Origin of the sequence: Pyxidicoccus caerfyrddinensis, from assembly GCF_010894405.1 — a bacterium.
In the GTDB taxonomy this organism is placed as follows: domain Bacteria; phylum Myxococcota; class Myxococcia; order Myxococcales; family Myxococcaceae; genus Myxococcus; species Myxococcus caerfyrddinensis.
The window spans coordinates 565,141-584,591 of sequence record NZ_JAAIYA010000001.1; the positions used below are offsets into that span (position 1 = coordinate 565,141).

Here is a 19,451-nt window from a genome sequence, read left to right on the forward strand (position 1 = left end):
GTCACGTCAGGGAGGCGTGCCGGAGGCCTCGCCTCGCAGGGCCGCCAGCCGGGAGCGGGCCTCAGCGTCCACCACGGAGTTCGGGTACTCGAGGAGGAAGCCCTCCAGGCTGGAGATGGAGCCGGAGGCCTCCTGGAGCGCCGCTCGCGGCAGCCGCTCCGCGCGCACCTGCTGACGCAGGGGCGAGTCGCTCCAGCGGCGCAGGAACCCGCGCCAGCACAGCCTGGTGTCGCTCTTCTCGCACTCCCGGTAGTTCGCCTGGACTCCGAGCTCGCGGGCCTCTTCCACGTGGCGCCCGCCCTTCTCGGCGTACTCGAAGTACGCCTGCGCCGTCCCCTCCTGCTGGGCCCCCTGGAACCGGACGTTGTCCGCGTACACATTGAGGAGCCACGCACTCGGGGACAGCACGAGGCCGCGCGTCGAAGAAGAGGTTGTAGTGCCGCAGGCTCTCGGTGTGCCCCTGCTGCGCGGCCCGGGCATAGATGCCGCGGAGCCGCTGCAGCTCACTCACGCCGGCTTCGGCCCCGGCCTTGTCGCGCATCAGGATGGACTGAAGCGTGCCCTCCCAGAACGTGAAGATGCAGCCCGTCCCGTGGCACAGCCGGAGCCGTGCGTCTGGCCTGTTGAACAACTGCGGTATGGTCGCGTCATGACCCGACTCCTGTCCGCGCTGACGTTCATACTGCTCACCGGCTGCGCGGCCACACCTCCGACCGCCAGACCCACTGCCCCGGAAGCAACGCCTGCCACGGCCAGCGCGCCCGAGGAGTCACAGGCTCCAACCTCCGAGAACGCCACGCCCTCCGTGGAGGCAACGCCTGCCGCGGCCAGCGCGCCCGAGGAGTCACAGGCTCCAACCTCCGAGAACGCCACGCCCTCCGTGGAGGTAACTGCCGCCGCACCGAGCGTTCCCGGAGATTGGCAGGTCTTCACCCTCGAGGACGGAGGTTTCCAGGCCGCCTTCCCGTCCGAACCCGAAGAGGAGTCCAGCACGGAATTGGACCCCTCCATGGGACGCCTGGAGATTCGCTCCTACGTCAGCATGACAGAAGAGAAGGAGAGCTTCCTGTACGTCACTGTCATCAAGCGTCTGAAAGGGAGATTCAGCCGGCCGGAGGCCAATGACATCCTGAGGGGAATTCGTGACGGCGCGCGCGTCCGCCTCAACGGACGCCTGGTGCGCGACACGGTGGTTGTCGTGAAACGTTCCGGGCACAGCTGCCCGGGTCGCGATTTCGAGTTCACCAGTCCCAGCGGGAAGCGGATGTCCCAGAGAGCCTTCGTTGCCGGTGACACCATCTACCAGCTCATCTACCTGAGACCGTCGGAGGCGGACGAGCCATTCAAGAAGCTCGTCGGCTCCTTCTCCTTCCTCTAGCCGGAAGCGTCTCCCACTCCTCCTGGAGCGGCGCCGGACGGTGACGGCGCGCTACCTCCGCTTCACAGTCGGCGGAATGGGGGCCCTGTTGGGGGCGGGCTGGTCTACGGAAGCCGACGGAGGACGAACACGGCGCCGCTGGCCTTCGTGCCTCCGATGAAGAGCCCGGCTGCGCTCGTCGACGCCGCGTTTCCGATCTCCGACCAGCTCTCATCCGGCTCGAGCGTCACCGGTCCCGACCAGGTCCCCGCCGACGAACGCTCGACCGCGACCAGCGAGCTCTCGTCGAAGTCGTTCCCCGGGTTGACCCAGTCCTCGAAGTGATACTGGCGCGCCGCGATCAACACCAGTCCGCTCCCTGGCCGCTGCGCGACCACGGGCAGATAATGATCGATTGATTCAATCGACGACTCCGTCTCCTCGTAATAGGAGGTCAGACCCGAGATCGGCTCCTGGATGAACGACCCGCTGCTGCTCATCCGATACAGGCGCAGCGGACTCTCCGTGGTCACCCACAAGGTACCGTCGACCCAGGCCGACATCTGCCCGGACGGGAATCCCAGCTGCACCGAGAGCCGCGGCCCGAGCGGGCCTGCGCCCTGATTGGCGAGCCGCCGCGCGTAGATTCCATCCGGAGCCCGGTACGTCACCCAGATCGCATCCGGAGCAATCACCAGACTCGTGCTGCGCCAGGTCAGGGTCCGCGACGCGGTGTCGAGCGTATGGACCGCGCCGGAGCAAGCGGTCGCGGGATCATACGAGGACAGTCGATATTGCCCATTGGCGCGGTTGTCGCCGTCGTTCCAGGTGTACCAGACCCGCCCCTGGCCATCGACGTCAGCGCTGACGTCATTGACGATCCCCACAGGCGTGATGCGCGTCCACCCGCTCCACGCAAATCCATTCCAGCGCTTCATGAAGAGCGCGTACATCAGACCGTCGGCGTCGAGGATCGTGCGCGAATACCGCGCGGTGATGACCACTGTCACCGGCGCCGCGCCGAGCGAGGCCTTGTTGGCGGACCCCACGAAAACCCGCCCCATCACCTCCGCGGTGCGGCCGTTGTAGGTCGGCAGTCCTCCGTCGATGCGCTCCGGCGCGGACCAGGAGCCGCCCTGCAGCTTGCGGAAGAAGACTCCGGCTCCCGTATTTCCCGGCAGGTAGTCTCGGGAAACGAGCGCCGCGCTGCCGTCGTCAAACGCTGTCATGTGGCTCCATGACGCGAGCGAGGCAGTATCATCGAGCAGCGTCTGCCAGGTCTGCGCCCCGGCCTCGCCGGGCAGGATCGCCGCCAGCCCGAGCAGGAGCGCGACGAGCGAGTTTCGCGCGGACGATCGTTGGATTCGACCCATCGAAGAGAACATGTTTCCTCCGTGTAATCTCAAGCGCCGGATCTCCCCCCAAACGGGGAATCGACGAGCGCGGAAACCTATCAGGCCTTGGGCATGACGAACGTCAACTTCCGGTTGCCCTGCTGATAGGTCATCCGCATGCGTCCGGCACCCGTGGGTCCCTGCGCGGTGGGAGGCCCCTGCCATAGCTCGGCTCGCAGGAGGCGGCCCAGGGCGTCGAGCTCGGGCTCGACGGCTTCCGTCCTGGCGATGAGCGACAGTGCGGCCTCCACTGGAAAGCGGGCCCGGTGGGTCCGGCGTGTGACCCCCAGCACGAGCCCCGTCAGCGCGGCGCCCGCCTCCGCGGCGACGTTCGCGGTGGACTCCGCCGGGTAGAACCGAACGCCATCCGGCTGAATCACCACCGCGCCGGGCTGGAGCTGGAAGCCAGACACGAGCCACGCCGAGACCACCCGCAGTGCCGGGGTTGAAGACGTCGAGGCGGGCGGCGTCCAGCGCTGGAGCAAGGCCAGGCCGCCCCAGAGCTGCTTGTACTTCCACAGCAGGGGCATCGAGACCTTCCGCGCGCCGCCCAGGCTCACGCTCCGCAAGCGAGGCCCGATGTCGACGTCCAGGGTCCGAAGCTCCTCGCGGGGAACGATGACCGCCTTGCCCAGGTTCGGCCTCCAGATGAGGCGATGGCTGGTGAGCAGGAACTTCCCGGACCGCCCCCAGAAGAACCAGATGCCCAGCAGGGGAAACACCACGGTCGGAAGCAGCGTCAGGGCCACCATGAACGCGAGGAAATACGCCATGAACCACGGACCACCGCTCTCCAGCACATGCTCGCCTTCCTCGGGCGGGAGGTTCTTCGCCCATGAGGGCCAGTCAGACATCCGGGGGGCAGAGCTCATGGCGTGGACCGGAACGCACAACCCGCTCCGAAGTCAAGCCGACGCGGCAGAACCGAGCCCTCCCATGGTATAGGGGCCGCCCCGCAGGCTGAGACCCGGAGGTGGAAGCACAGATGTCGGAGCGGCACATTGAGATGTTCTGGCGGTGCACGAGCTGTCATCACCGCAACCTCGGCCGTCACATGGTGTGTCAGGGCTGCAAGAACGCCAAGGACGGCAGCGAGCAGTACGAGATGCCCGAGGACACCGCCTCCGCGGTAACGGTGACGGACGAGGCGCTCCTGCGAATGGCCACCGCCGGCCCGAACTGGCGCTGCGCCTACTGCGACAGCGACCAGCGAGCCCTGGATGGCGGCTGCAAGAACTGCGGCGCCTCGCCCCAGGGAGGCACGAACAGTTCCGACGAGCCCCCTGCTTCGACCGAGAAGAAGAAGGCGGGCCAGACACCCCCACGCGGCTGCAGCATCCTGGCCCTCATCGTGGCGTTCTTCGGCTGCTGCTGCCCCGTGTGGATGAACCTGGGCAAGTCGAAGACGGAACCCGCGCAGACACCACCCGCGCAGGGACAAGCCAGCTCCGGGTGGACGAGGACGCTCCAGGTCAAGGAGGTCGCCTGGGAGCACACCGTCAGCATCGAGCGCCACCACCAGGTCGAGAACGAGGGCTTCGCCGAGGACCGACCCAAGAACGCCCTCCAGGTGAAGGCCCTCGGGAAGCGCCACCACCACGACGACCAGGTGCCGGATGGCTACGAGACTGTCTACTTCACGGAGCGCAAGCAGTCCGGGTACACCACCGAGACCTACCGCGACAAAGAAGCCTGCGGCGAGGACTGCTCCACCACGCCCAGGAAGTGCGAGGAGGACTGCAAGAGCAACAAGAATGGCTTCGCCACGTGCAAGACCACGTGCACCGGTGGGGAGAAGCGCTGCACCACCCGCTATTGCTCGGTGACCAGGACGCGCAAGGAGCCGCGCTACGTCGAAGAGCGCCGCTCACGCAAGGAGCCGCGCTATCGAAGCGTGTCTCGCGAGGCACCGTGGTTCGCGTGGAAGGAGTGGACCTGGAGCCATGACCGGGACGTGAAGGCGAGCGGGAAGACGCTCGAGACCCGCTGGCCCGCCGCCGCCGAGCTGCGCCCCGCCAAGGCGCTGCCCAAGGGCGAGCAGGAGCGGAACACGCGCGGCGCGAGCTACACCGTGGTCTTCCAGGGCGAAGGACAGCCGCCCATCACGTACTCGCCAGAGACGCTGGAGGAGTTCCAGCGCTTCGCCATCGGCAGCACCCACACGCTCCAGCAGGAGAACGGCGAGGTCTCCGTCGTCCCTCCGAAACCACCGCCGCCCGCTCCAGCGAAATGAAGTGAACGTCACCAGGGCTTCGCCGAGGAGACGTGACATGTCAGGTGGGCCCTCCGGACGAGGCCTGACACGTCAACGGCTCGCTTCAAGGCGGGGTCCGTGCACTGGCGCCCTCGCGGCGTTCCACGCGCGCGTGTGGCTTTCGGTTTGCACAAAGCGCATCGAACTTGAACTTCGAGGGGTCGATGCGCTTCGTGCTGGGAGTCGTTGTCGCGGTGGGGCTGCTGGGCTGTGGTGGTTCGGAGGTGGAGGGTGTCGATGCGGTGGAGAGCCTCGGCCAGGAGATTGTCGGAGGGGTGGAGGCGCGACCGGGGAGCCACCCCTGGATCATCAGCTTGCAGCAGTACGGGAGCCACTTCTGCGGAGGCTCGCTGATTCGGACAGGCACGAAAGAGGAGTCCGACATCGTGGTCACGGCCGCGCACTGCGTCTACGACGGCACGTCGGGTTTGACGGCCTCCGCGGGTGCTCACGATCTCCGGAATCCAGGGGCGGGTGTCCAGACCGTCCAGGGAGTGACGACGAAGTACCATCCGGCATACGACCCGGACACGACGATGAACGACATCGCCATCATCAAGCTCGCCAAGCCCATCAAGTTCAGCACCACGGTCCAGCCCATTGCGCTCCCGCTCTCCGGGGAGACCGTCCCGGACGGTGCTGACGCGACCGTGGCCGGCTGGGGCCTCCTGCGCGAGGGCGGAGTTGATGGTTCCAATCGCCTGATGCAGGTGTCGGTCCCCATTGTCGGGAGCCGAGACCTGGCGGCGGCCTACCGACCTCAGGGGATCAGGATCAACGCTCATGCGATGATCGGGGCTGGGTATGAGCAGGGGGGCAAGGACGCTTGTCAGGGCGACAGCGGGGGGCCGCTCTTCGTTCGCGGAGCGGACAAAAAACCCGTGCTCCAGGGAGTCGTGAGCTTTGGCGTTGGCTGTGCGAGGCCAGGCCTGCCCGGCGTCTATGCCCGGGTCTCCAGCTATATCCCTTGGATCAAGAATCAGATTCGCATCCTGAGCAGTACGTCGAAGTAGCAACCCGAACAAGCCTCGCCAGGGCGCCCGCGAACTCGCGAATCCAGTGCACGACGCCTCAGTCCACGACCGCGGTGGCTTCGATCTCGACGAGAACGCCCGGCTCGTAGAGCATAGAGACCCCGATCAGCGATGCCGGCGCCGGCACGATCTGCAACTCCGCGGCGACCTGCTCGATGCCGGCAAGGAAGTCGGACATCCTCTCGCGCTTCCAGTCGACCACATAGAATGTCAGTCGGACGACGTCGCTGAACGTCGCCCCGGCAGCCGCAAGGGCGATGGCGACGTTGCGGTAGGCCTGCGCCACCTGTCCAGCCAGGTCACCCCGCGCGACGAGCTGACCATCCGCGTCATACGCAACCTGCCCTGCGATGTGCACCTGCCGGGTGCCGGTGGCAATCGCCACCTGTCGGTACACGTCGGTCTTCAGGATTCCGTCGGGGTTGATCAGGGTTACGGGCATGGGTGAGCTCCAGTTGGAAGTATCGGGTGAAGGGGTGATTCCCGAACTCGTATACCGAGCCCATTGACGAACGGCGTTCCCCTCTCCGGCGACGCGGGAGCTACAGTGGAAAGCCATCGATGAAACGCGCCCATCTGGATGAGATCTTCGCCTTCATGTCCGTCGTGGACGCGGGCAGCTTCGTGGCCGGCGGCCGGGCCCTCGGCCTGACGCGCTCGGCGGCTGGCAAGGCATTGGCCCGGTTGGAATCCCGCCTCGGGGTGCGCCTGCTCAATCGCACGACGCGCCACCTGAGTCTCACCGACGATGGCCGTGTCTTTCATGAGCATTGCCTGGAAGTCCTGGCGGCCCTGGACAAAGCGGAAGCCAGCGTCGGCCAGCGCACGGGCACCCCCCGGGGAGTTTTGCGGCTCACCCTGCCCGCCGCATTCGGCAGACTGCATGTCCTTCCCTTGCTGCGGGACTATCTGCGGACCTGGCCCCAGGTGCAGGCGGAGGTGAGCTTCACCGATCGCGTCGCGGATATCATCGAGGAGGGTTACGACCTGGCGGTGCGCATCAATGCGTCATCCAACAGCGATACGCGCCTGGTTTCCCGGATCGTGGCTCAACACCGGGTGATCGTCTGCGCCGCGCCCTCCTACCTCGAGGCGCGCGGCGAACCCGACACGCTGGAGGAACTCGCAGTGCATGATTGTCTGATATTCAGTAGCCAGACGCGACGACAGCACTGGCTTCTGCGCCAGAAGGGCGGCTCCTCGGTGGAGGTGGAGGGACGAAGCCGCCTTCGTCTCGACAGTGGCGAGGCGATCCGGGACGCGGCCGTCGCGGGACTGGGCATCGCCTATCTTCCCGGCTTTCTGATCGACGAAGACCTGGCGAGTGGGCGGCTCAAGGCGCTGCTGCCGTCTTGCGAGACGGAGTACGTCCCGATCATGGCGATCTACCCGAGCAAACGTCACCTGCCGGCAAAGGTGCGGCGCTTCATCGACCTGATGGTCGAGCAATGGAGCGCGAAGTCGACCTGATGCCAACTGTCGCCCAACTGTAGCTGCGCGAGTCGAGCAGCGCGTTGCACGGTGTGCACCGCGCGGCGCGCACGGAGCCTCACGCCTTCACGGCAGGACCCCGGCCTCGAGAGAGCAGCCGGGCGGAGCACGGCGCTTGCAGTCGCGGCGCCGCGGCCGGCACGGCGCCTCCGTTCTCGTCCCCACCTGGGCGAGCCACGGGCGCCGTGAGTCAAACGAATGAAGGTGGTCTCGAGACCCGAGCATGCGTGGAACCATCATGATGCGTGGAAGCGTGTGCGTAGCGTTGTTGTCGCTGGTGGGGTGCGACGCCGCAAAGGAGGGCCCCCCCAGGCCCGCAGGGCGAGCGCGGCCCGGTGGGCGCTCCTGGAGAGCCCGGCCCGGCGGGCCTACAGGGAGTTCCCGGCGAGCCGGGCAAGTGCAACGACCTGTTCTATGTCGATGCGGCGGGGCGGGTGGTCGCGCCCGTCTGCGCGCCGTATCTCATCGATGCACAGGGCTACACCTGGAGGGTCGACCGCGAGACGGGCCAGTTCACCCACGAAGCCACCGTCGAGGGCCATTCCACCAGCCTCACCGACATGGCGTTCAACATCTACTTCGAGACCGGTGACTGCTCGGGCCAGGCGTACATGACGTTCCTGCTGGCTCCGCGCGTGCCGTTCCCCGTGCTCGGGAAGTACCGGGTGCGCACGGATGACGCCGCGTCCTCCGTCAGGGAGTTCCGCTCCAAGTGGAGGGAGGATGGGACGTGCGACGAATTTCAGGGGCGTCCCCCGTTCCAGTCAGAGGCTTTTCCGCTCGCGCTCGGACAGGAGCTGACCCCGCCGCCCGCGTTCCAGGGCCCGCTCCACATCGAGCGGCGTCCCTGAGCGTGTGACGAGTACGCCTTGAAGCAAGAGGGGCGGAAGGCACCTCAGCGCCTCCGCCCCTCGCGTTTCCGCCGGACGCGCCTTCTGCCAGCCTGCAGTGTCGGGTCGGGATTGCCCTCATGTGGGGCGGCCTACCGGGTAGGAGCCCCTCAGGACGAGTCGAGCTGGAACGGTTAGCGCTTCTCGCTATCGAGCACGGTCATTTGCGCGGCTGGGTAGCGGGTGCCCGCGATCGCACCGCGCGGCGCGATCGCCTCGACCTCGGCAAGTTGCTCCGCGGTCAACGGCTTCGCAGTGAGCGCTTCGTCAAGTTGCTGGATCGTGCGCATGCCGAGCGTCGGCACGAACCTCGGCTGCTTGCCGAGTACCCAACCGATCGCGAGCTGACTCGGCGTGGTACCCCAACGCTTCGCGAGGCCCTGGAGACCGGCGACGATCTTGGCGTTCGCTTCGCGATTCGCCCCGGTGAACCGCGGCATGTGGGCACGCGCGTCGTCGGCGCCGATCTGGCTGGCCGAGAGCAGCCCGCGCGACAACACGCCGTACAGCGTCGCGCCGATGCCGAGCTCCGCGAGCACTGGAAAAATCGCGTCCTCCGGATCACGACTCGCGATCGAGTACTCGATCTGGAGATCGGCGATCGGATGGACCTTCGCCGCGCGCCGGATCGTCTCGGGGCCGACTTCGGACAGCCCGATCGATCGCACGTAGCCGGCTTTCACCAGGTCGGCAATCGCGCCGATCGTGTCTTCGATCGGCACCGACGGGTCCAAGCGCGCCGGGCGATACACGTCGACGTATTCCGTGCCGAGCCGAACCAGCGAGTACGCGAGGAAGGTCTTCACCGCTGCGGGTCGCGCGTCGATGCCACCCCAGCTTTTGTCGGCGCCGCGTAGCGCGCCGAACTTGACCGAGAGCTGGACCTGGTCACGGCGGCCGGCGATTGCCTTGCCGATGAGGAGCTCGTTATGACCCGAGCCGTAGAAGTCGCCGGTATCGAGAAATGTCACGCCGCGCTCGATCGCGGCGTGAATGATGGCGGTGCTCTGCGCGTCGTCCGTCTTGCCGTAGGCGCCGGACAGCCCCATGCAGCCGAGTGCGATTCTCATGGGTGCGGTCCGAGCCGCGGCTGCTGACGTCGAGTTGGAGTCGGTTTGTTTATCGTGCATGGACCCGTTCTACGGTTGGGCGACCGCATGCACTTGTCGATTCTTGGCGTAATTCTTCCGCCAAGAATCGACAAGCGCCGACGCGCTCGAGGCACTATCCTGAGAGGATGGATCGCTTCACCGAGCTTCCCGTCTCGCTGCCGGGTCTCCACGTGGTGCGCGGGACGACCACATCGCTGCATACAGGGGTGAAGGACCGTTATGGCGTCGGGCGCATCGAGCACGGCGATACCGAGTGGTGGGGCAGCGGCAGGGTCTGGCGCTCCGCGCCCGGATGCATCCTGGTCAAGCAGCCTGGCGACGTGGTTCGCCATCTCGCCCACCGCGGACCGACGACGTTCACGGCCGTCACGCTCCCAACGCACGAAGTCGCTCAGGTCCAGGGCGAAGGCAAGGTGGTGGCAATCGCGCAGCTCGAAGCCAACGACCAGCGCGCCGCGCCGTTTCACCGCCTCATCAATGCCGCGTGCGCAGGGGTTGACCGCCTCTCGCTCGAGGTGGCCGTCGCGGAAGCTGTGAGTGCGCTTGCGGTCATCAGCAACGCGCACCCTGACTATTCGCGTCCCGTCCGACGCGCGATGGAATACATCCGCGGGCGACTCGGCGACTCGATCACGCTCGACGACCTCGCGGACTACTCAGACCTTGACAAGTTCCACCTGTGCCGCGCTTTTCGTACGCAGATTGGAATGCCGCCGCATACCTATCTGACGCATCTCCGCGTCGCACGGGCGAAGGAGTTGCTCCATCGCGGCGTGCGGGCGTCCGATGTGGCGCCCCAAGTTGGCTTCTACGATCAAGCGCAGCTGACGCACCATTTCAGGCGGCTCGTCGGAACGACGCCAGCGCGCTACGGGAAATCTCGAAGTGTTCGCCGTGCTCCGTCGTGACGGGCTCCAGCCGTCCGTGAGAGCATGTGTTGGAAAGAAGAGGGGCCCTGGGATGCGGTGCCACTGCGTCCTCAACGGCATTCCCAATCAACAAGAAGTGAGAGCATGGGTCCTGCCGGTCAATGTGCGAAACTGCTCTCGGGACCATGTGCAAAGGAATCAGGGCGCATCAACCGCGCTTCTTGTGTGTTCCGGGGCAAGCCGAGCACCGATTCCGGTGAAGCCGACGGCTGTTCGCGCGAGCTAATCCTCGTCCGTCACCTTCAGCGCGCGTTTGGCCATGCCCATCGTCACGCCCATGGTGTGGAACGCCAGGCCAATGCCCCAACCCAGCGCGGGCCAGTGCACCCACCACTCGGCCCCCGCGAAGATGTTGATGAGGGTGAGCCCGCCCATGACGATGGTGTAGCTGCAGCCGTGCGCCGCCAGCCCCAGCAATTCCTTGCGCAGCTTCTGGCGGTCCTCGTCCTTCTGGCCACGGGCCGCCAGCGCGACCTCCACCGACGCCTCGCTCAGGCCCATCTCGCGCGCCATGGAGAGCACCTCCTCGCGCGTCAGGGTCCGCTCGCGAGACTGGCTCCTGAGGGCGTGCGCGCTCGCCTCGCGGATGATGTCCGAGGCCTCCGCCTCGGTGAAGTGCGTGGGAGGCGCCTTGGGTCGTGTATCCGTCATGACCCGGAGACGTTAGTGCGTCACCCGGGCCCGCGTCGAGATGCGGCCGCCGCACCCTCCTCGCACCTTGCGCCAGATGGGGCGCCATGCGGCGCGCTCGTCGGAGGTAGACTGCTTGAGCTCCTTGAGTTCGAATCCCACGCGCTTCGAAGGACGAGTCCATGGACAGGCCCTTGCCAGTGCTACCGCCGCACCCAGCGCTGTACATCGCGGACCCTGGCGCGCTCGCAAGCTACCTGCGCGCGCGAGAGGTCCGTCATCGAGTGCGGCAGGACCGCGTCTCCATCTCGCTCGATATCGGAGAGTTCTCTGACTCCACGCTCAACGTCGATTGGCTCGTCGATCAGGTGCGGTTCAGCGCGATCGCGGCGCTCGACGTCTCCTCCGCGAACCTCGCGGAGGTCGCCCTCGCGGTCGAACGGGTGAACTCGGAGATCGGGTTTCCGGTGTGGCGGGTGCTGCCGACGCTCTCCGCGACGTTCACGGTCACCCTCGATCACGAGGGGAGGCTCTCGAGCCGAGTGCTCGAGTACGCGATCGCGCTGCTGCGCGATGCGCTCGTGCGCGATCAGCCCGTGTTCCGTGCGCAGCCCGGGGTGGTCCCACCATGATCGCGCGATCGAGCCGTGAGTGCCTGCTGTACATGCAGTTCCACCCATGTGTCTGCGGTGCGAAGAACCCGGCGGCGAGCCAGGGCGTGCACTCGACGGCGGACGGGCTCGTCGCGCGGTATGCGGGCACGTGTCCGCGCTGCGGGCACGTGCACACGTTCGAGTTCGTGCTCGATGCCGAGACACCACCCTTCGACGCCTATGGCGGTGCACGGCCGTCACAGCTCATCTGCCCGGGCCAGTTCGCGCTGCACTCCGACCAGCTCGCCGCGCGCTGGCCGGCGGATGCCGCGGCGATCCCCGTCAGCAAGCGCGGCGCCGCCCGCGAGGATTTGTCGTGGGCGATTCGCGACCTCGAGGAAGTGGCGAAGTTCTTCCGCGATGGCGCGGTCCCCGAGGATGCGTTCACCTCCGAGGCGGGGCGCGTGCTCTACCGTGCGCAGCCCGGTCGGTTCCGCAGCGCGCGCATGGGGGCGCGCATCGAGGCCTATCGCCGGCTGGTTGCAGCGCTCGGCGGTTGACGGGAGACTTGCCAATATGCCCGGGAACGATTCGAAGCAGAACGAGGACGACGCGCTCGAGCGCGCGGAGTTCGAACGCGCCGAGGAGGAGTTCGAACGCTCGCTGCGAATCAAGCCGTCGAAGCTGATGACGCCTCCGAAGCCAACACCCGTGATGAGCAAGATCATCTTTCACGGGTATCCGCTCATCTGGCTGGGTGAGGACGCGTTCGTCTTCGTCCACTTCCTCGTCGGCGAGCGAAGGCTCGACAAGCCGCTCGACGTGACGTGGACTTCTCTCGACCCGAGTGTCCTCTCGATTCGGGAGGCTGGGCGCCAGGGACAATCCGTGATGGCGAGTCTCGTCGGCGCGTCCCCCGGAATCACCAGGATCGTCGCGACGACGCAAGAAGGGCACCGCGAGGAGCTGGAAATCCGCGTCGTCGATCGCGACAGCGTCGAAATCCAGTGGTTTTGACGTCGAGAGCATGAGGTGGAGGGGGACTCTGTCCTGGAAATGAGCCCCCTGCCCCAGCGGAACCCGTCCACGGCCCTCCTCCACCCCTCTGCTCCAGCCCCCCTCAACAGGGGCCCCATGCGTCCTATGCGCTGTAGCGAGTACGCGGCGCAATCGCTGTCATGCGCGTGGGGCCCCCGCACGAGCGCTTCGTCAGTAGTTCGTGTTGAGCGAGCCGTTGGTCAACTTGAGGTATGTGCAGATGCCGTTCGCGTCCCATCGCACGTCGAAGAAGCCCCGGGAGCTCAGGGCCTGCTCCCAGAGAGACGAGACGGTGGCGTCTGGAATGCAGGTGTAGACGGTGTCGGTGGTGGCGCCCGGCACGGTGGCCCGGGCATAGAAGCTACGGTTGCCGGCCAGGTCATCACGGAATGAGGCGGAGGAGGTCGCCGCCGCGTCCTCTCGGAAGCCGATGAAGTTGCCAAAGCAGCGGCCCGAGCCATCCGTGCTCTTGGCGCAGGACACGGTCCTCAGCTGGAGGCCCGCGCTCGCGACGGAAGCGATGCCGAGGGCGGCGAGCGCCACCACCGGGGACAGCGACTTCAGGGAAAGAGACTTCAGGGAAAGGTACTTCGTCATGGTCTTCTCCTGGATGGGTTGACTTCCGACAGCAGGACTTTGGGGTGAGGCGCTACGGCAGCCCGTCGGCCTGGTCGGAAGGAATGAGTCGGTTCTGGTTGATGGCGACAACGAGCCTGCGTCGGAGTTCCTCGGCCTCGGCGCGGCCGCGGAGTTGGGAGAGCTCGTGTCGAATCTCGAGGACATCCTCCGCCGTCATGCGCCCGCTGGAGACGACCCGCTCCACCAACGAGCCCGCGCGGGCTACCGACTCGCGCTGCTCCGGGGACAGTGGTGGGGGCGGGGCGGGAGGCGCCGCTTCGCGTGAGCCCATGGCGAGCGCCCCGGACTCCTTCAGCAGGGTCGCCATCCGCTGGGCAATGGCATCCAGGTCTTCAGCGGTGGGCCGTGCGGAGCCCGAGGCCAGGGACGGAGGAATGCCCGCGGAGCGACTCCCTGAAGGACTGTCGGGGACGTGATTCATGGCCTGGACGACCCGGCGCAGCGCGGCGACCTCGGTGGAGAGTTGCTGCATGCGCAGGTCCTGGGCCTGCTGCCCCTGGCTCATCGCGAGCCAGCAAGCCATCGCGCTGCCCAGGGCTGATGTCAGGCCCAGGAACCCCATACGCAAGACATGGGCGGTCATGGCGGCTCAGAAGTGGGAGTACTGACTGCCGTTGTTCAGGAACAGCGAATAGCATTCACCCAAGGCGTTCCAGTAGATGGAGAAGTAGCCCTGGTGGTTCATGGCCTTGCTCCACTGTGCGCCCGTCACCGCGTCAGCCGTGCAGCTGAAGTACTCCGTCGTCGTGCCGGACGTGAGGGCCGCATTGAAATACAGAGCGGAAGTGCTGGTCCGGGTGAAGGATGCCTGGGTGTTGGCGCCGGAGTGATTGCGGAAGCCAAGGAGGCTGCCGTAGCACCGCCCCGAGCCATCCGCGTTCTTGTAGCAGTTCGCGGATTCCGTCTGGAAACCGGCCAGGGCCGCGGGGGTGGTCATCAGTGTCGCGAGACAGACGGCTGCCGCCCAGGTCTTCGAGGTATGACTCATGTGGGTTCCTTTTCTGGAGATGGCCAGGACCCGGGCTCCTGCCCGAATGCCTGGCTGAGAGAAGTGACGTGAAGTCCTTCGCTCGACGCAGAGACTAAGGACAGGGTCTGACTTCGCGGTATCCTGTTGCATCTGGGGCCACGAGGTCTGGAGGGCTGGATGCGCACGCGTCATGGGGTGCTCGGGCTCGTCGTCCTCGGAGCCCTCACGCTCCTGGGCCTGTGGCTGCTACGCGGCGGCGTGCAGTCCCGGTCCGATGCGCCCTCCCCGGCCCGGGCGGCCCATCCCCAGGGCTCCGCGTCCCTCCACCGTCCGTCCCCCCAGCGCACGGGTGAAGGCCCGCGCCTGCGCGGCACCGTGGTGGACCGCCTGGGTGCTCCCGTGTCTGGCGCCCGCATCTCCGCCACGTGGCCGGAGCCCGGACAGACGCTGTCGGAGCGGCCCTGTCCCAGGGACGCCTCGGACTCCGAGGACGCCCCGGGCCAGAAGCTCGCCGACTGCATGCCGCTGGCGAACGACCTCGTCCTGGAGCTCGTCGCCGCGCGCGAGGGCGAGGTCCCCATCCTCGCCGAGGCCACGACCGCCGACGACGGCACCTTCGTCCTCGAAGGACTGCCCGCGGGCCCGCTGTCGCTCTGGGTGCTGAGCGAGCACGGCGCGGACCTGCGCTCCGGCATCCCCGCGGGCACCGAGGGCGTGACGCTCATCATGGGCCGGGGCCGCGTGGTGGAGGGCACCGTCCGTGGCGAAGGCATCCCCCTGGCCGAGGTGCGGGTGACGGTGTTCGACGCCCGCAACACCCGCTTCTTCGACGCGACCACCGGCGCGGACGGCCGCTTCCGCGTCGGCCCGCTGCCGCATGGCGACCTCTACGTCTTCGCCGCCCACGAGGGCTGGCTCCCCGCGCTCGTGCCGGCCGACGAGGCGAAGGAGGTGACGCTCCACCGTCCGCGTCCACTCACCGGCCGCGTGGTCTCCGGCCGGGCCCCCGTGCCGGGCGTGGAGGTGCGCATGCGCCCCAGCGTGGACCTGCCTGGTGCCGCCTGGCGCCTGGCCATCACGGACGCGGAGGGCCGCTTCACCTTCATGTTGCCCACGGACGACGAGTACACGCTCACCGCCTCGCACGACGGACGGTACGCGCTCGCCCGTGTGGAGCCCGGCGCGTCGCCTCCCGAGGTCCTCCTGGAGCTGGGCAGCGCCCTCCACGTCGAGGGCCGCGTGTCCGACGACGCACGGCGGCCCGTGGCTGGCGCTCGCGTGGCGCTGTACCCGGAGGGGGACTCCCCCATGGGACTGGAGACCGTCACGGACACGGAGGGGCGCTACCGCCTGGGCCCCGTGGAGCCCGGCACCTGGGCCTTCGCGCTGCAGGCCGACCGGTACGTCGACCCACCGGAGAGGCTGACACGCACGCTCGCTCCCGGCATGGGCCCCCTGGACTTCACCCTCGCCCGTGCCAGCGCCATCACCGGCAACGTCACCGACGCCGAGGGACGTCCCGTGCGGGGAGTCGAGCTGTTCCTCATGCGCCCCACGTCGGACGACGACGAGCGCCAGCTGGAGACGTCGACGGACGAGGACGGCCGCTTCGTCCTGGACGCGGAGGCTCCCGGGGACTTCGTCGTCGCCGTCCGCGGCTCCGACCACCTCGACGCCACCTTCCCCGTCCGCGCGCCGTCCGAGGACGTCCACCTCACCCTGCGCTCCGGTGCCTCCGTGAAAGGGAGGGTGGTGGATGCGGACGGCCTCCCACTGGAGAACTTCCTGGTGGAGCTGCTGGCCCCCGAGCTGGACGAGGAGGTGAACCGGGACGCGTGGACCGACGCGCAGGGCCGCTTCCAGCTCCGGGGCGTGAAGCCCGGCCGCTACGTGCTGCAGGCGGCGATGGAGGACCAGGGCTTCATGCGCAGGCCCTGGCGTGAGGTGGCGCTGAGCGACGGCGAGCAGGCGGAGGTGGAGCTGCGACTGGCGCCGGAGCGCAGCCTGTCCGGTGTCGTGGTGGACGGCTCGGGCCAGCCCGTCGACGGAGCCCTCATCCGAATCCATCCTCCCGAGGAGGGAGTGCCACCATGGAAGCGGGAGGGCCGCAGGCGGATAGACGGACCACCCCGGGGCATCCTCAGCGGCCCGCACGGCCGCTTCACCGTGTGGCACCTGGCGGAGCCCGAGTACAACGTGGCCGCGTCGAAGGACGGCTACACCTTCTCCGCCGGGAGCTCGGTGGGGGGCCGGCCCGTGGAGGGCGTGGACCCGCTGCTGTCCAAGGTGGCGCCATGGCTCCGCGTCGGCCCCGACACGCTCCAGGTGCGCCTGGTGATGGAGCGACGCGCCCACGTCTCCGGCCGGCTCGTCGGCCCCGATGAAGCGCCCCTCCGCCGCTTCTACTTGAACGACCAGCTCAGGGAGGACCCCACGGGCGCCTTCACCCTGCCCCTGAAGTCAGAGGGGCCCACACGGCTTTCCTTCTATGCGGCGGGGCTGCCTCCGATGATGCTCGAGGTGGAGCCGCGCGCGGCGGGAGTGGACCTGGACCTGGGCAGCGTCCGGATGCCGGCGGCGCGCACGGTCCGAGGCCGGGTGCTCGACGCGGAGACGCGGGCCCCGGTGGAAGAAGCCCACGTCTACAGCACCACCCGGCCCGGCAATGGCTCGACGGAGCGCTTCCTGGGGGCCTCTGACATGACGGACGCGGAGGGGCTCTTCGAGCTGTCCCCCGTGGACACCTCGCACCCCTTCACCCTTCATGTCGTCGCTGAGCGCCGCTATCTGCGGCGGGAGCTCACCGTGGCCCCGGGAACGGAGACGCTGACGGTGCTGCTGACCCAGGGCGCCGCCGTGGAGGTGACGGTGACGGACCGGAAGGGCCAGCTCCTCGAGGCGAGCGTCGGGTTCAACTGTGACGTCAGCGGCTCCGTGAGCGGCACCGCCAGGGGAGGACGGCTCGTCCAGCGCGCACTGAGTCCCGGCCCGTGCACGGTGAGCGTGGAGCTGCCGAGCATGGACGACGGGAGCCACGACCGGGCCCGCTTCCTTCCCCAGCGCGTGGTGGTGCCCGTGAGCGGCCGGCTTCCTCTCACCTTCCAAGAGGCCGAGGGCGGTGCCACGGTGAAGCTGCGCGCGCCCGGCGTCAAAGGCTGGAACATCCTCCTGCATCGGGGCAGCGTGCCTCCGCCAGGGAAGGTCTCGGAGATGCTGCGCCTGATTGCCCTGGACCTGCCTTCCGTGAAGTCAGCGGACGAAGCCACCTTCCTCCATGTGCCCGAGGGCCGGGCCACTGTCCTCCTCCTGGGTGGCTCGGAGAACGGGACGCAAGTCCACGCCGAGGAGCTGGACATCCCCGCCGGAGGCACGGTGTCGCGCGAGCTCACTCCCGTGTGGCGACAGGTCAGCGCGGACTGAGCCCCTCGGCGTAGCTGCCGCGCTGCGGTGAGCTACCCGCGCACCCGTGCTTTGCTTGTCCTGGCCCCAAGCTCACGCGGTTCGCTGAGCGTTTGAGTCCGAGCCGCGATCAATTTGCTGCTTTCTCGAACTTCACGTTCTTCGCTCCCCAGTTCGAGATGCGGAAACCGGTGACGATTCCGTTTGAGCTTCGGACGAATTCGATCTGGACGGGGAATTCGATCCTGCCTGAGAACTTGTCCTTCCCCTCGTCGCTGAGGGCGATGTCGCCGTATCTGAGGTGGGAGAGGAGCAATCTTCCGCTCGCGACTTTCGCGCGGTACGCCGTGTCCAATTCGGCGTTGTAGAACCTGCCTTCGAAATCCCGCAGGCTGGCATTCGGAGCGACCGTCGGCCTGTTCGCAGCCGGCGCGGCGTTCGGGGCGGGTGCGGGCTGAAGATCTTTCAGATACATTTCGGCGATCTTCATGCTGGTGTCCGCGTTCAGGTAATGTTCGTCGTTGCTCAACGCAATGACGCTCAATCGCTGCTCAGGGAAGCGCCCGAGAAAAGATCGAAACGCGGCCGCATGCCCGCCGTGGCTGTAACGCTTGACGCCCCTCTCGTTCCAGAGGATCTGCCCTTTCGCGTGGTAGCCTGGTTTACCGTCGGAGACCGCGAAAACGACCCGCTCGCCGTTGTCGAGCAGCGACGGTTCGTCGAACCTGCGTATCAACTCGGCATCGCCGACGACCGGTTTCTCGAAATTCAGCACCCATTTCGCCATGTCCTCCACGGTGGTGTAGAGATTTGACGGGCCGTCGACCGAGTTGGTCAGGGGCATTTTCTTGTAGGTGCCGCTGACCAATTCGTAAGAGTCCGCTCGATTCCGGACGAGCTTTTCGTAGTCGTCGTAGAACTGCGTATCGCTCATCCCGAGCGGTTCGAAGATGTTCTTCTTCGTGTACGCGGCGAACGACTGCCCGCTCGTTCGCCTGACAATTTCCGCCAGCAGCGTGTAGCCGGAATTGCTGTAGAGGTACTGGCTGCCGGGCTCGAAGTTCAACTCCTTTTGCCGGCTCAACATCCTGAGGACCTGCTCCGTCGTGGTGGCGTCGGCGGACTGCCATCCGGCCAGGCTCATCACCGCGGATTGGTCTTTGACGCCGCTCGTGTGTGCGAGCAGGTGTTTTATCCTGACCGTTTTGCCGTAGGCCGGTAGTTCCGGAATGTATTTCCTGACGTCATCTTCGAGCGAGACCTTGCCTTGCTTCTCCAAAAGGTAGATCGCGAAAGCGGTGAACTGCTTTGAAACCGAGGCGATCTGAAACACCGTCGTCGTGGTGATCGGCACGTCGAGCTCGAGATTGGCCGTTCCGTAGCCTTTCTTGAAGACCATTTTCCCGTCTTTGACGACCGCCACCGCGACCCCGGGCGTCGAGGCGTTGTAGTTGGAGAATATCCGGTCGATCTCCCCGCTGACGTCCGCACCGTTCGGTTGCCCGAGAGCGGGTGAGGCGGCGATGAAAAGCAATGCAATGGAAAAGAGCGTTCCAGGCATTCGGGGTCTGGTCGGGCGAGCGGCCAGTGACGAGCCGATGTGGGCCAGCCCGGGAAGGGTCACCAGGCCGATGACGCTCAGGGACGAGACGATCTGCTTCTTGATGGGGGCCTCCGTTGTGGGTGCTGCGAGGCACTGTGCCTGTCCGCCAGCGGCCCGT

At 67.1% G+C, this 19,451-nt stretch carries 20 protein-coding genes; 10 read left to right on the forward strand and 10 right to left on the reverse strand.

Translation table 11 applies throughout. The features are described 5' to 3' along the window. Window positions 1-6 precede the first annotated feature (6 nt). Window positions 7-408 carry a hypothetical protein gene (locus tag G4D86_RS02065; protein WP_163988796.1) on the reverse strand — a complete coding sequence of 134 codons (402 nt, stop codon included), beginning with the start codon at window positions 406-408 and terminating at the stop codon, window positions 7-9. A 241-nt stretch (window positions 409-649) separates the two neighbouring features. Here G4D86_RS02065 and G4D86_RS02070 point away from each other — a divergent pair, with 241 nt between their 5' ends. After that, window positions 650-1,378, forward strand: a complete 729-nt coding sequence (locus G4D86_RS02070) for a hypothetical protein (RefSeq protein WP_163988798.1) — start codon at window positions 650-652, stop codon at window positions 1,376-1,378. A gap of 104 nt (window positions 1,379-1,482) precedes the next feature. On the opposite strand, the gene G4D86_RS02075 is transcribed toward G4D86_RS02070, so the two are convergent. Both G4D86_RS02075 and G4D86_RS02080 read right to left on the reverse strand, forming a co-directional pair. Further along, window positions 1,483-2,742, reverse strand: coding sequence for a hypothetical protein (locus G4D86_RS02075; protein ID WP_163988800.1), 1,260 nt, complete (start codon window positions 2,740-2,742; stop codon window positions 1,483-1,485). A 68-nt stretch (window positions 2,743-2,810) separates the two neighbouring features. Next, the gene (locus tag G4D86_RS02080; RefSeq protein ID WP_163988802.1) at window positions 2,811-3,605 is read right to left on the reverse strand and encodes a hypothetical protein; all 795 of its coding nucleotides are present in this window, start codon (window positions 3,603-3,605) and stop codon (window positions 2,811-2,813) included. A gap of 131 nt (window positions 3,606-3,736) precedes the next feature. On the opposite strand from G4D86_RS02080, the gene G4D86_RS02085 reads away from it, so the two are divergent. Next, the gene (locus G4D86_RS02085) at window positions 3,737-4,984 is read left to right on the forward strand and encodes a hypothetical protein (protein ID WP_163988804.1); all 1,248 of its coding nucleotides are present in this window, start codon (window positions 3,737-3,739) and stop codon (window positions 4,982-4,984) included. Between the two features lie 185 nt (window positions 4,985-5,169). Next, the gene (locus G4D86_RS02090) at window positions 5,170-6,018 is read left to right on the forward strand and encodes a serine protease (protein WP_163988806.1); all 849 of its coding nucleotides are present in this window, start codon (window positions 5,170-5,172) and stop codon (window positions 6,016-6,018) included. 58 nt (window positions 6,019-6,076) lie between these two features. Here the strand turns inward: G4D86_RS02090 and G4D86_RS02095 are convergent, their stop codons facing one another. After that, window positions 6,077-6,481 (reverse strand): RidA family protein, encoded by a 405-nt coding sequence (locus tag G4D86_RS02095; protein ID WP_163988808.1) that lies wholly within the window; start codon window positions 6,479-6,481, stop codon window positions 6,077-6,079. Between the two features lie 119 nt (window positions 6,482-6,600). On the opposite strand from G4D86_RS02095, the gene G4D86_RS02100 reads away from it, so the two are divergent. Next, window positions 6,601-7,509, forward strand: coding sequence for a LysR family transcriptional regulator (locus tag G4D86_RS02100; protein WP_163988810.1), 909 nt, complete (start codon window positions 6,601-6,603; stop codon window positions 7,507-7,509). Between the two features lie 356 nt (window positions 7,510-7,865). Continuing rightward, complete coding sequence (locus tag G4D86_RS52050) at window positions 7,866-8,381, forward strand: hypothetical protein (protein WP_205519430.1); 516 nt, start codon at window positions 7,866-7,868, stop codon at window positions 8,379-8,381. 173 nt (window positions 8,382-8,554) lie between these two features. Here the strand turns inward: G4D86_RS52050 and G4D86_RS02110 are convergent, their stop codons facing one another. Continuing rightward, on the reverse strand, window positions 8,555-9,490 hold the full coding sequence (locus G4D86_RS02110; RefSeq protein WP_240359991.1) for an aldo/keto reductase: 936 nt from the start codon (window positions 9,488-9,490) through the stop codon (window positions 8,555-8,557). A gap of 167 nt (window positions 9,491-9,657) precedes the next feature. On the opposite strand from G4D86_RS02110, the gene G4D86_RS02115 reads away from it, so the two are divergent. After that, on the forward strand, window positions 9,658-10,440 hold the full coding sequence (locus tag G4D86_RS02115) for a helix-turn-helix domain-containing protein (RefSeq protein WP_163988814.1): 783 nt from the start codon (window positions 9,658-9,660) through the stop codon (window positions 10,438-10,440). A gap of 243 nt (window positions 10,441-10,683) precedes the next feature. Here the strand turns inward: G4D86_RS02115 and G4D86_RS02120 are convergent, their stop codons facing one another. Continuing rightward, complete coding sequence (locus G4D86_RS02120) at window positions 10,684-11,112, reverse strand: 2TM domain-containing protein (RefSeq protein ID WP_163988816.1); 429 nt, start codon at window positions 11,110-11,112, stop codon at window positions 10,684-10,686. Window positions 11,113-11,273: 161 nt separating this feature from the next. On the opposite strand from G4D86_RS02120, the gene G4D86_RS02125 reads away from it, so the two are divergent. Genes G4D86_RS02125 through G4D86_RS02135 form a run of 3 tightly spaced genes read left to right on the forward strand, consistent with a single transcriptional unit; the run spans window position 11,274 to window position 12,701 of the window. Beyond that, window positions 11,274-11,723 carry a hypothetical protein gene (locus G4D86_RS02125; RefSeq protein WP_163988819.1) on the forward strand — a complete coding sequence of 150 codons (450 nt, stop codon included), beginning with the start codon at window positions 11,274-11,276 and terminating at the stop codon, window positions 11,721-11,723. Continuing rightward, window positions 11,720-12,244, forward strand: coding sequence for a hypothetical protein (locus G4D86_RS02130; RefSeq protein WP_163988821.1), 525 nt, complete (start codon window positions 11,720-11,722; stop codon window positions 12,242-12,244). Before G4D86_RS02125 ends, G4D86_RS02130 begins: the two co-directional genes overlap by 4 nt. A gap of 16 nt (window positions 12,245-12,260) precedes the next feature. Further along, window positions 12,261-12,701: a hypothetical protein gene (locus G4D86_RS02135; protein ID WP_163988823.1), complete on the forward strand. Its 441-nt coding sequence runs from the start codon at window positions 12,261-12,263 to the stop codon at window positions 12,699-12,701. Between the two features lie 192 nt (window positions 12,702-12,893). Here G4D86_RS02135 and G4D86_RS02140 read toward each other — a convergent pair whose 3' ends face one another. The 3 genes from G4D86_RS02140 to G4D86_RS02150 all read right to left on the reverse strand — a co-directional run bounded on the left by G4D86_RS02140 (window position 12,894) and on the right by G4D86_RS02150 (window position 14,349). Beyond that, entirely contained in the window at window positions 12,894-13,319 is a 426-nt protein-coding gene (locus G4D86_RS02140) for a hypothetical protein (protein ID WP_163988825.1), read from the reverse strand. A gap of 52 nt (window positions 13,320-13,371) precedes the next feature. Further along, window positions 13,372-13,884 carry a hypothetical protein gene (locus G4D86_RS02145; RefSeq protein WP_163988827.1) on the reverse strand — a complete coding sequence of 171 codons (513 nt, stop codon included), beginning with the start codon at window positions 13,882-13,884 and terminating at the stop codon, window positions 13,372-13,374. Between the two features lie 66 nt (window positions 13,885-13,950). Next, window positions 13,951-14,349, reverse strand: a complete 399-nt coding sequence (locus tag G4D86_RS02150) for a hypothetical protein (protein ID WP_163988830.1) — start codon at window positions 14,347-14,349, stop codon at window positions 13,951-13,953. A 159-nt stretch (window positions 14,350-14,508) separates the two neighbouring features. Between G4D86_RS02150 and G4D86_RS02155 the strand changes: the two genes are divergently transcribed. Beyond that, window positions 14,509-17,751, forward strand: a complete 3,243-nt coding sequence (locus G4D86_RS02155) for a carboxypeptidase-like regulatory domain-containing protein (protein WP_163988832.1) — start codon at window positions 14,509-14,511, stop codon at window positions 17,749-17,751. Between the two features lie 109 nt (window positions 17,752-17,860). On the opposite strand, the gene G4D86_RS02160 is transcribed toward G4D86_RS02155, so the two are convergent. After that, window positions 17,861-19,291, reverse strand: coding sequence for a serine hydrolase domain-containing protein (locus tag G4D86_RS02160; RefSeq protein WP_163988834.1), 1,431 nt, complete (start codon window positions 19,289-19,291; stop codon window positions 17,861-17,863). Between the last annotated feature and the right edge of the window lie 160 nt (window positions 19,292-19,451).

Excerpts from the sequence above, each read along its gene's own strand:
- G4D86_RS02120 (WP_163988816.1), bottom strand. The coding sequence starts at position 11,112 with ATGACGGATACACGACCCAAGGCGCCTCCCACGCACTTCACCGAGGCG.
- G4D86_RS02085 (WP_163988804.1), top strand. The coding sequence starts at position 3,737 with ATGTCGGAGCGGCACATTGAGATGTTCTGGCGGTGCACGAGCTGTCAT.
- G4D86_RS02155 (WP_163988832.1), top strand. The coding sequence starts at position 14,509 with ATGCGCACGCGTCATGGGGTGCTCGGGCTCGTCGTCCTCGGAGCCCTC.
- G4D86_RS02100 (WP_163988810.1), top strand. The coding sequence starts at position 6,601 with ATGAAACGCGCCCATCTGGATGAGATCTTCGCCTTCATGTCCGTCGTG.
- G4D86_RS02160 (WP_163988834.1), bottom strand. The coding sequence starts at position 19,291 with ATGCCTGGAACGCTCTTTTCCATTGCATTGCTTTTCATCGCCGCCTCA.
- G4D86_RS02130 (WP_163988821.1), top strand. The coding sequence starts at position 11,720 with ATGATCGCGCGATCGAGCCGTGAGTGCCTGCTGTACATGCAGTTCCAC.
- G4D86_RS02080 (WP_163988802.1), bottom strand. The coding sequence starts at position 3,605 with ATGTCTGACTGGCCCTCATGGGCGAAGAACCTCCCGCCCGAGGAAGGC.
- G4D86_RS02070 (WP_163988798.1), top strand. The coding sequence starts at position 650 with ATGACCCGACTCCTGTCCGCGCTGACGTTCATACTGCTCACCGGCTGC.
- G4D86_RS02075 (WP_163988800.1), bottom strand. The coding sequence starts at position 2,742 with ATGTTCTCTTCGATGGGTCGAATCCAACGATCGTCCGCGCGAAACTCG.
- G4D86_RS02140 (WP_163988825.1), bottom strand. The coding sequence starts at position 13,319 with ATGACGAAGTACCTTTCCCTGAAGTCTCTTTCCCTGAAGTCGCTGTCC.
- G4D86_RS02145 (WP_163988827.1), bottom strand. The coding sequence starts at position 13,884 with ATGGCTTGCTGGCTCGCGATGAGCCAGGGGCAGCAGGCCCAGGACCTG.
- G4D86_RS02135 (WP_163988823.1), top strand. The coding sequence starts at position 12,261 with ATGCCCGGGAACGATTCGAAGCAGAACGAGGACGACGCGCTCGAGCGC.
- G4D86_RS02090 (WP_163988806.1), top strand. The coding sequence starts at position 5,170 with ATGCGCTTCGTGCTGGGAGTCGTTGTCGCGGTGGGGCTGCTGGGCTGT.
- G4D86_RS02095 (WP_163988808.1), bottom strand. The coding sequence starts at position 6,481 with ATGCCCGTAACCCTGATCAACCCCGACGGAATCCTGAAGACCGACGTG.
- G4D86_RS02125 (WP_163988819.1), top strand. The coding sequence starts at position 11,274 with ATGGACAGGCCCTTGCCAGTGCTACCGCCGCACCCAGCGCTGTACATC.
- G4D86_RS02150 (WP_163988830.1), bottom strand. The coding sequence starts at position 14,349 with ATGAGTCATACCTCGAAGACCTGGGCGGCAGCCGTCTGTCTCGCGACA.
- G4D86_RS02115 (WP_163988814.1), top strand. The coding sequence starts at position 9,658 with ATGGATCGCTTCACCGAGCTTCCCGTCTCGCTGCCGGGTCTCCACGTG.
- G4D86_RS02110 (WP_240359991.1), bottom strand. The coding sequence starts at position 9,490 with ATGAGAATCGCACTCGGCTGCATGGGGCTGTCCGGCGCCTACGGCAAG.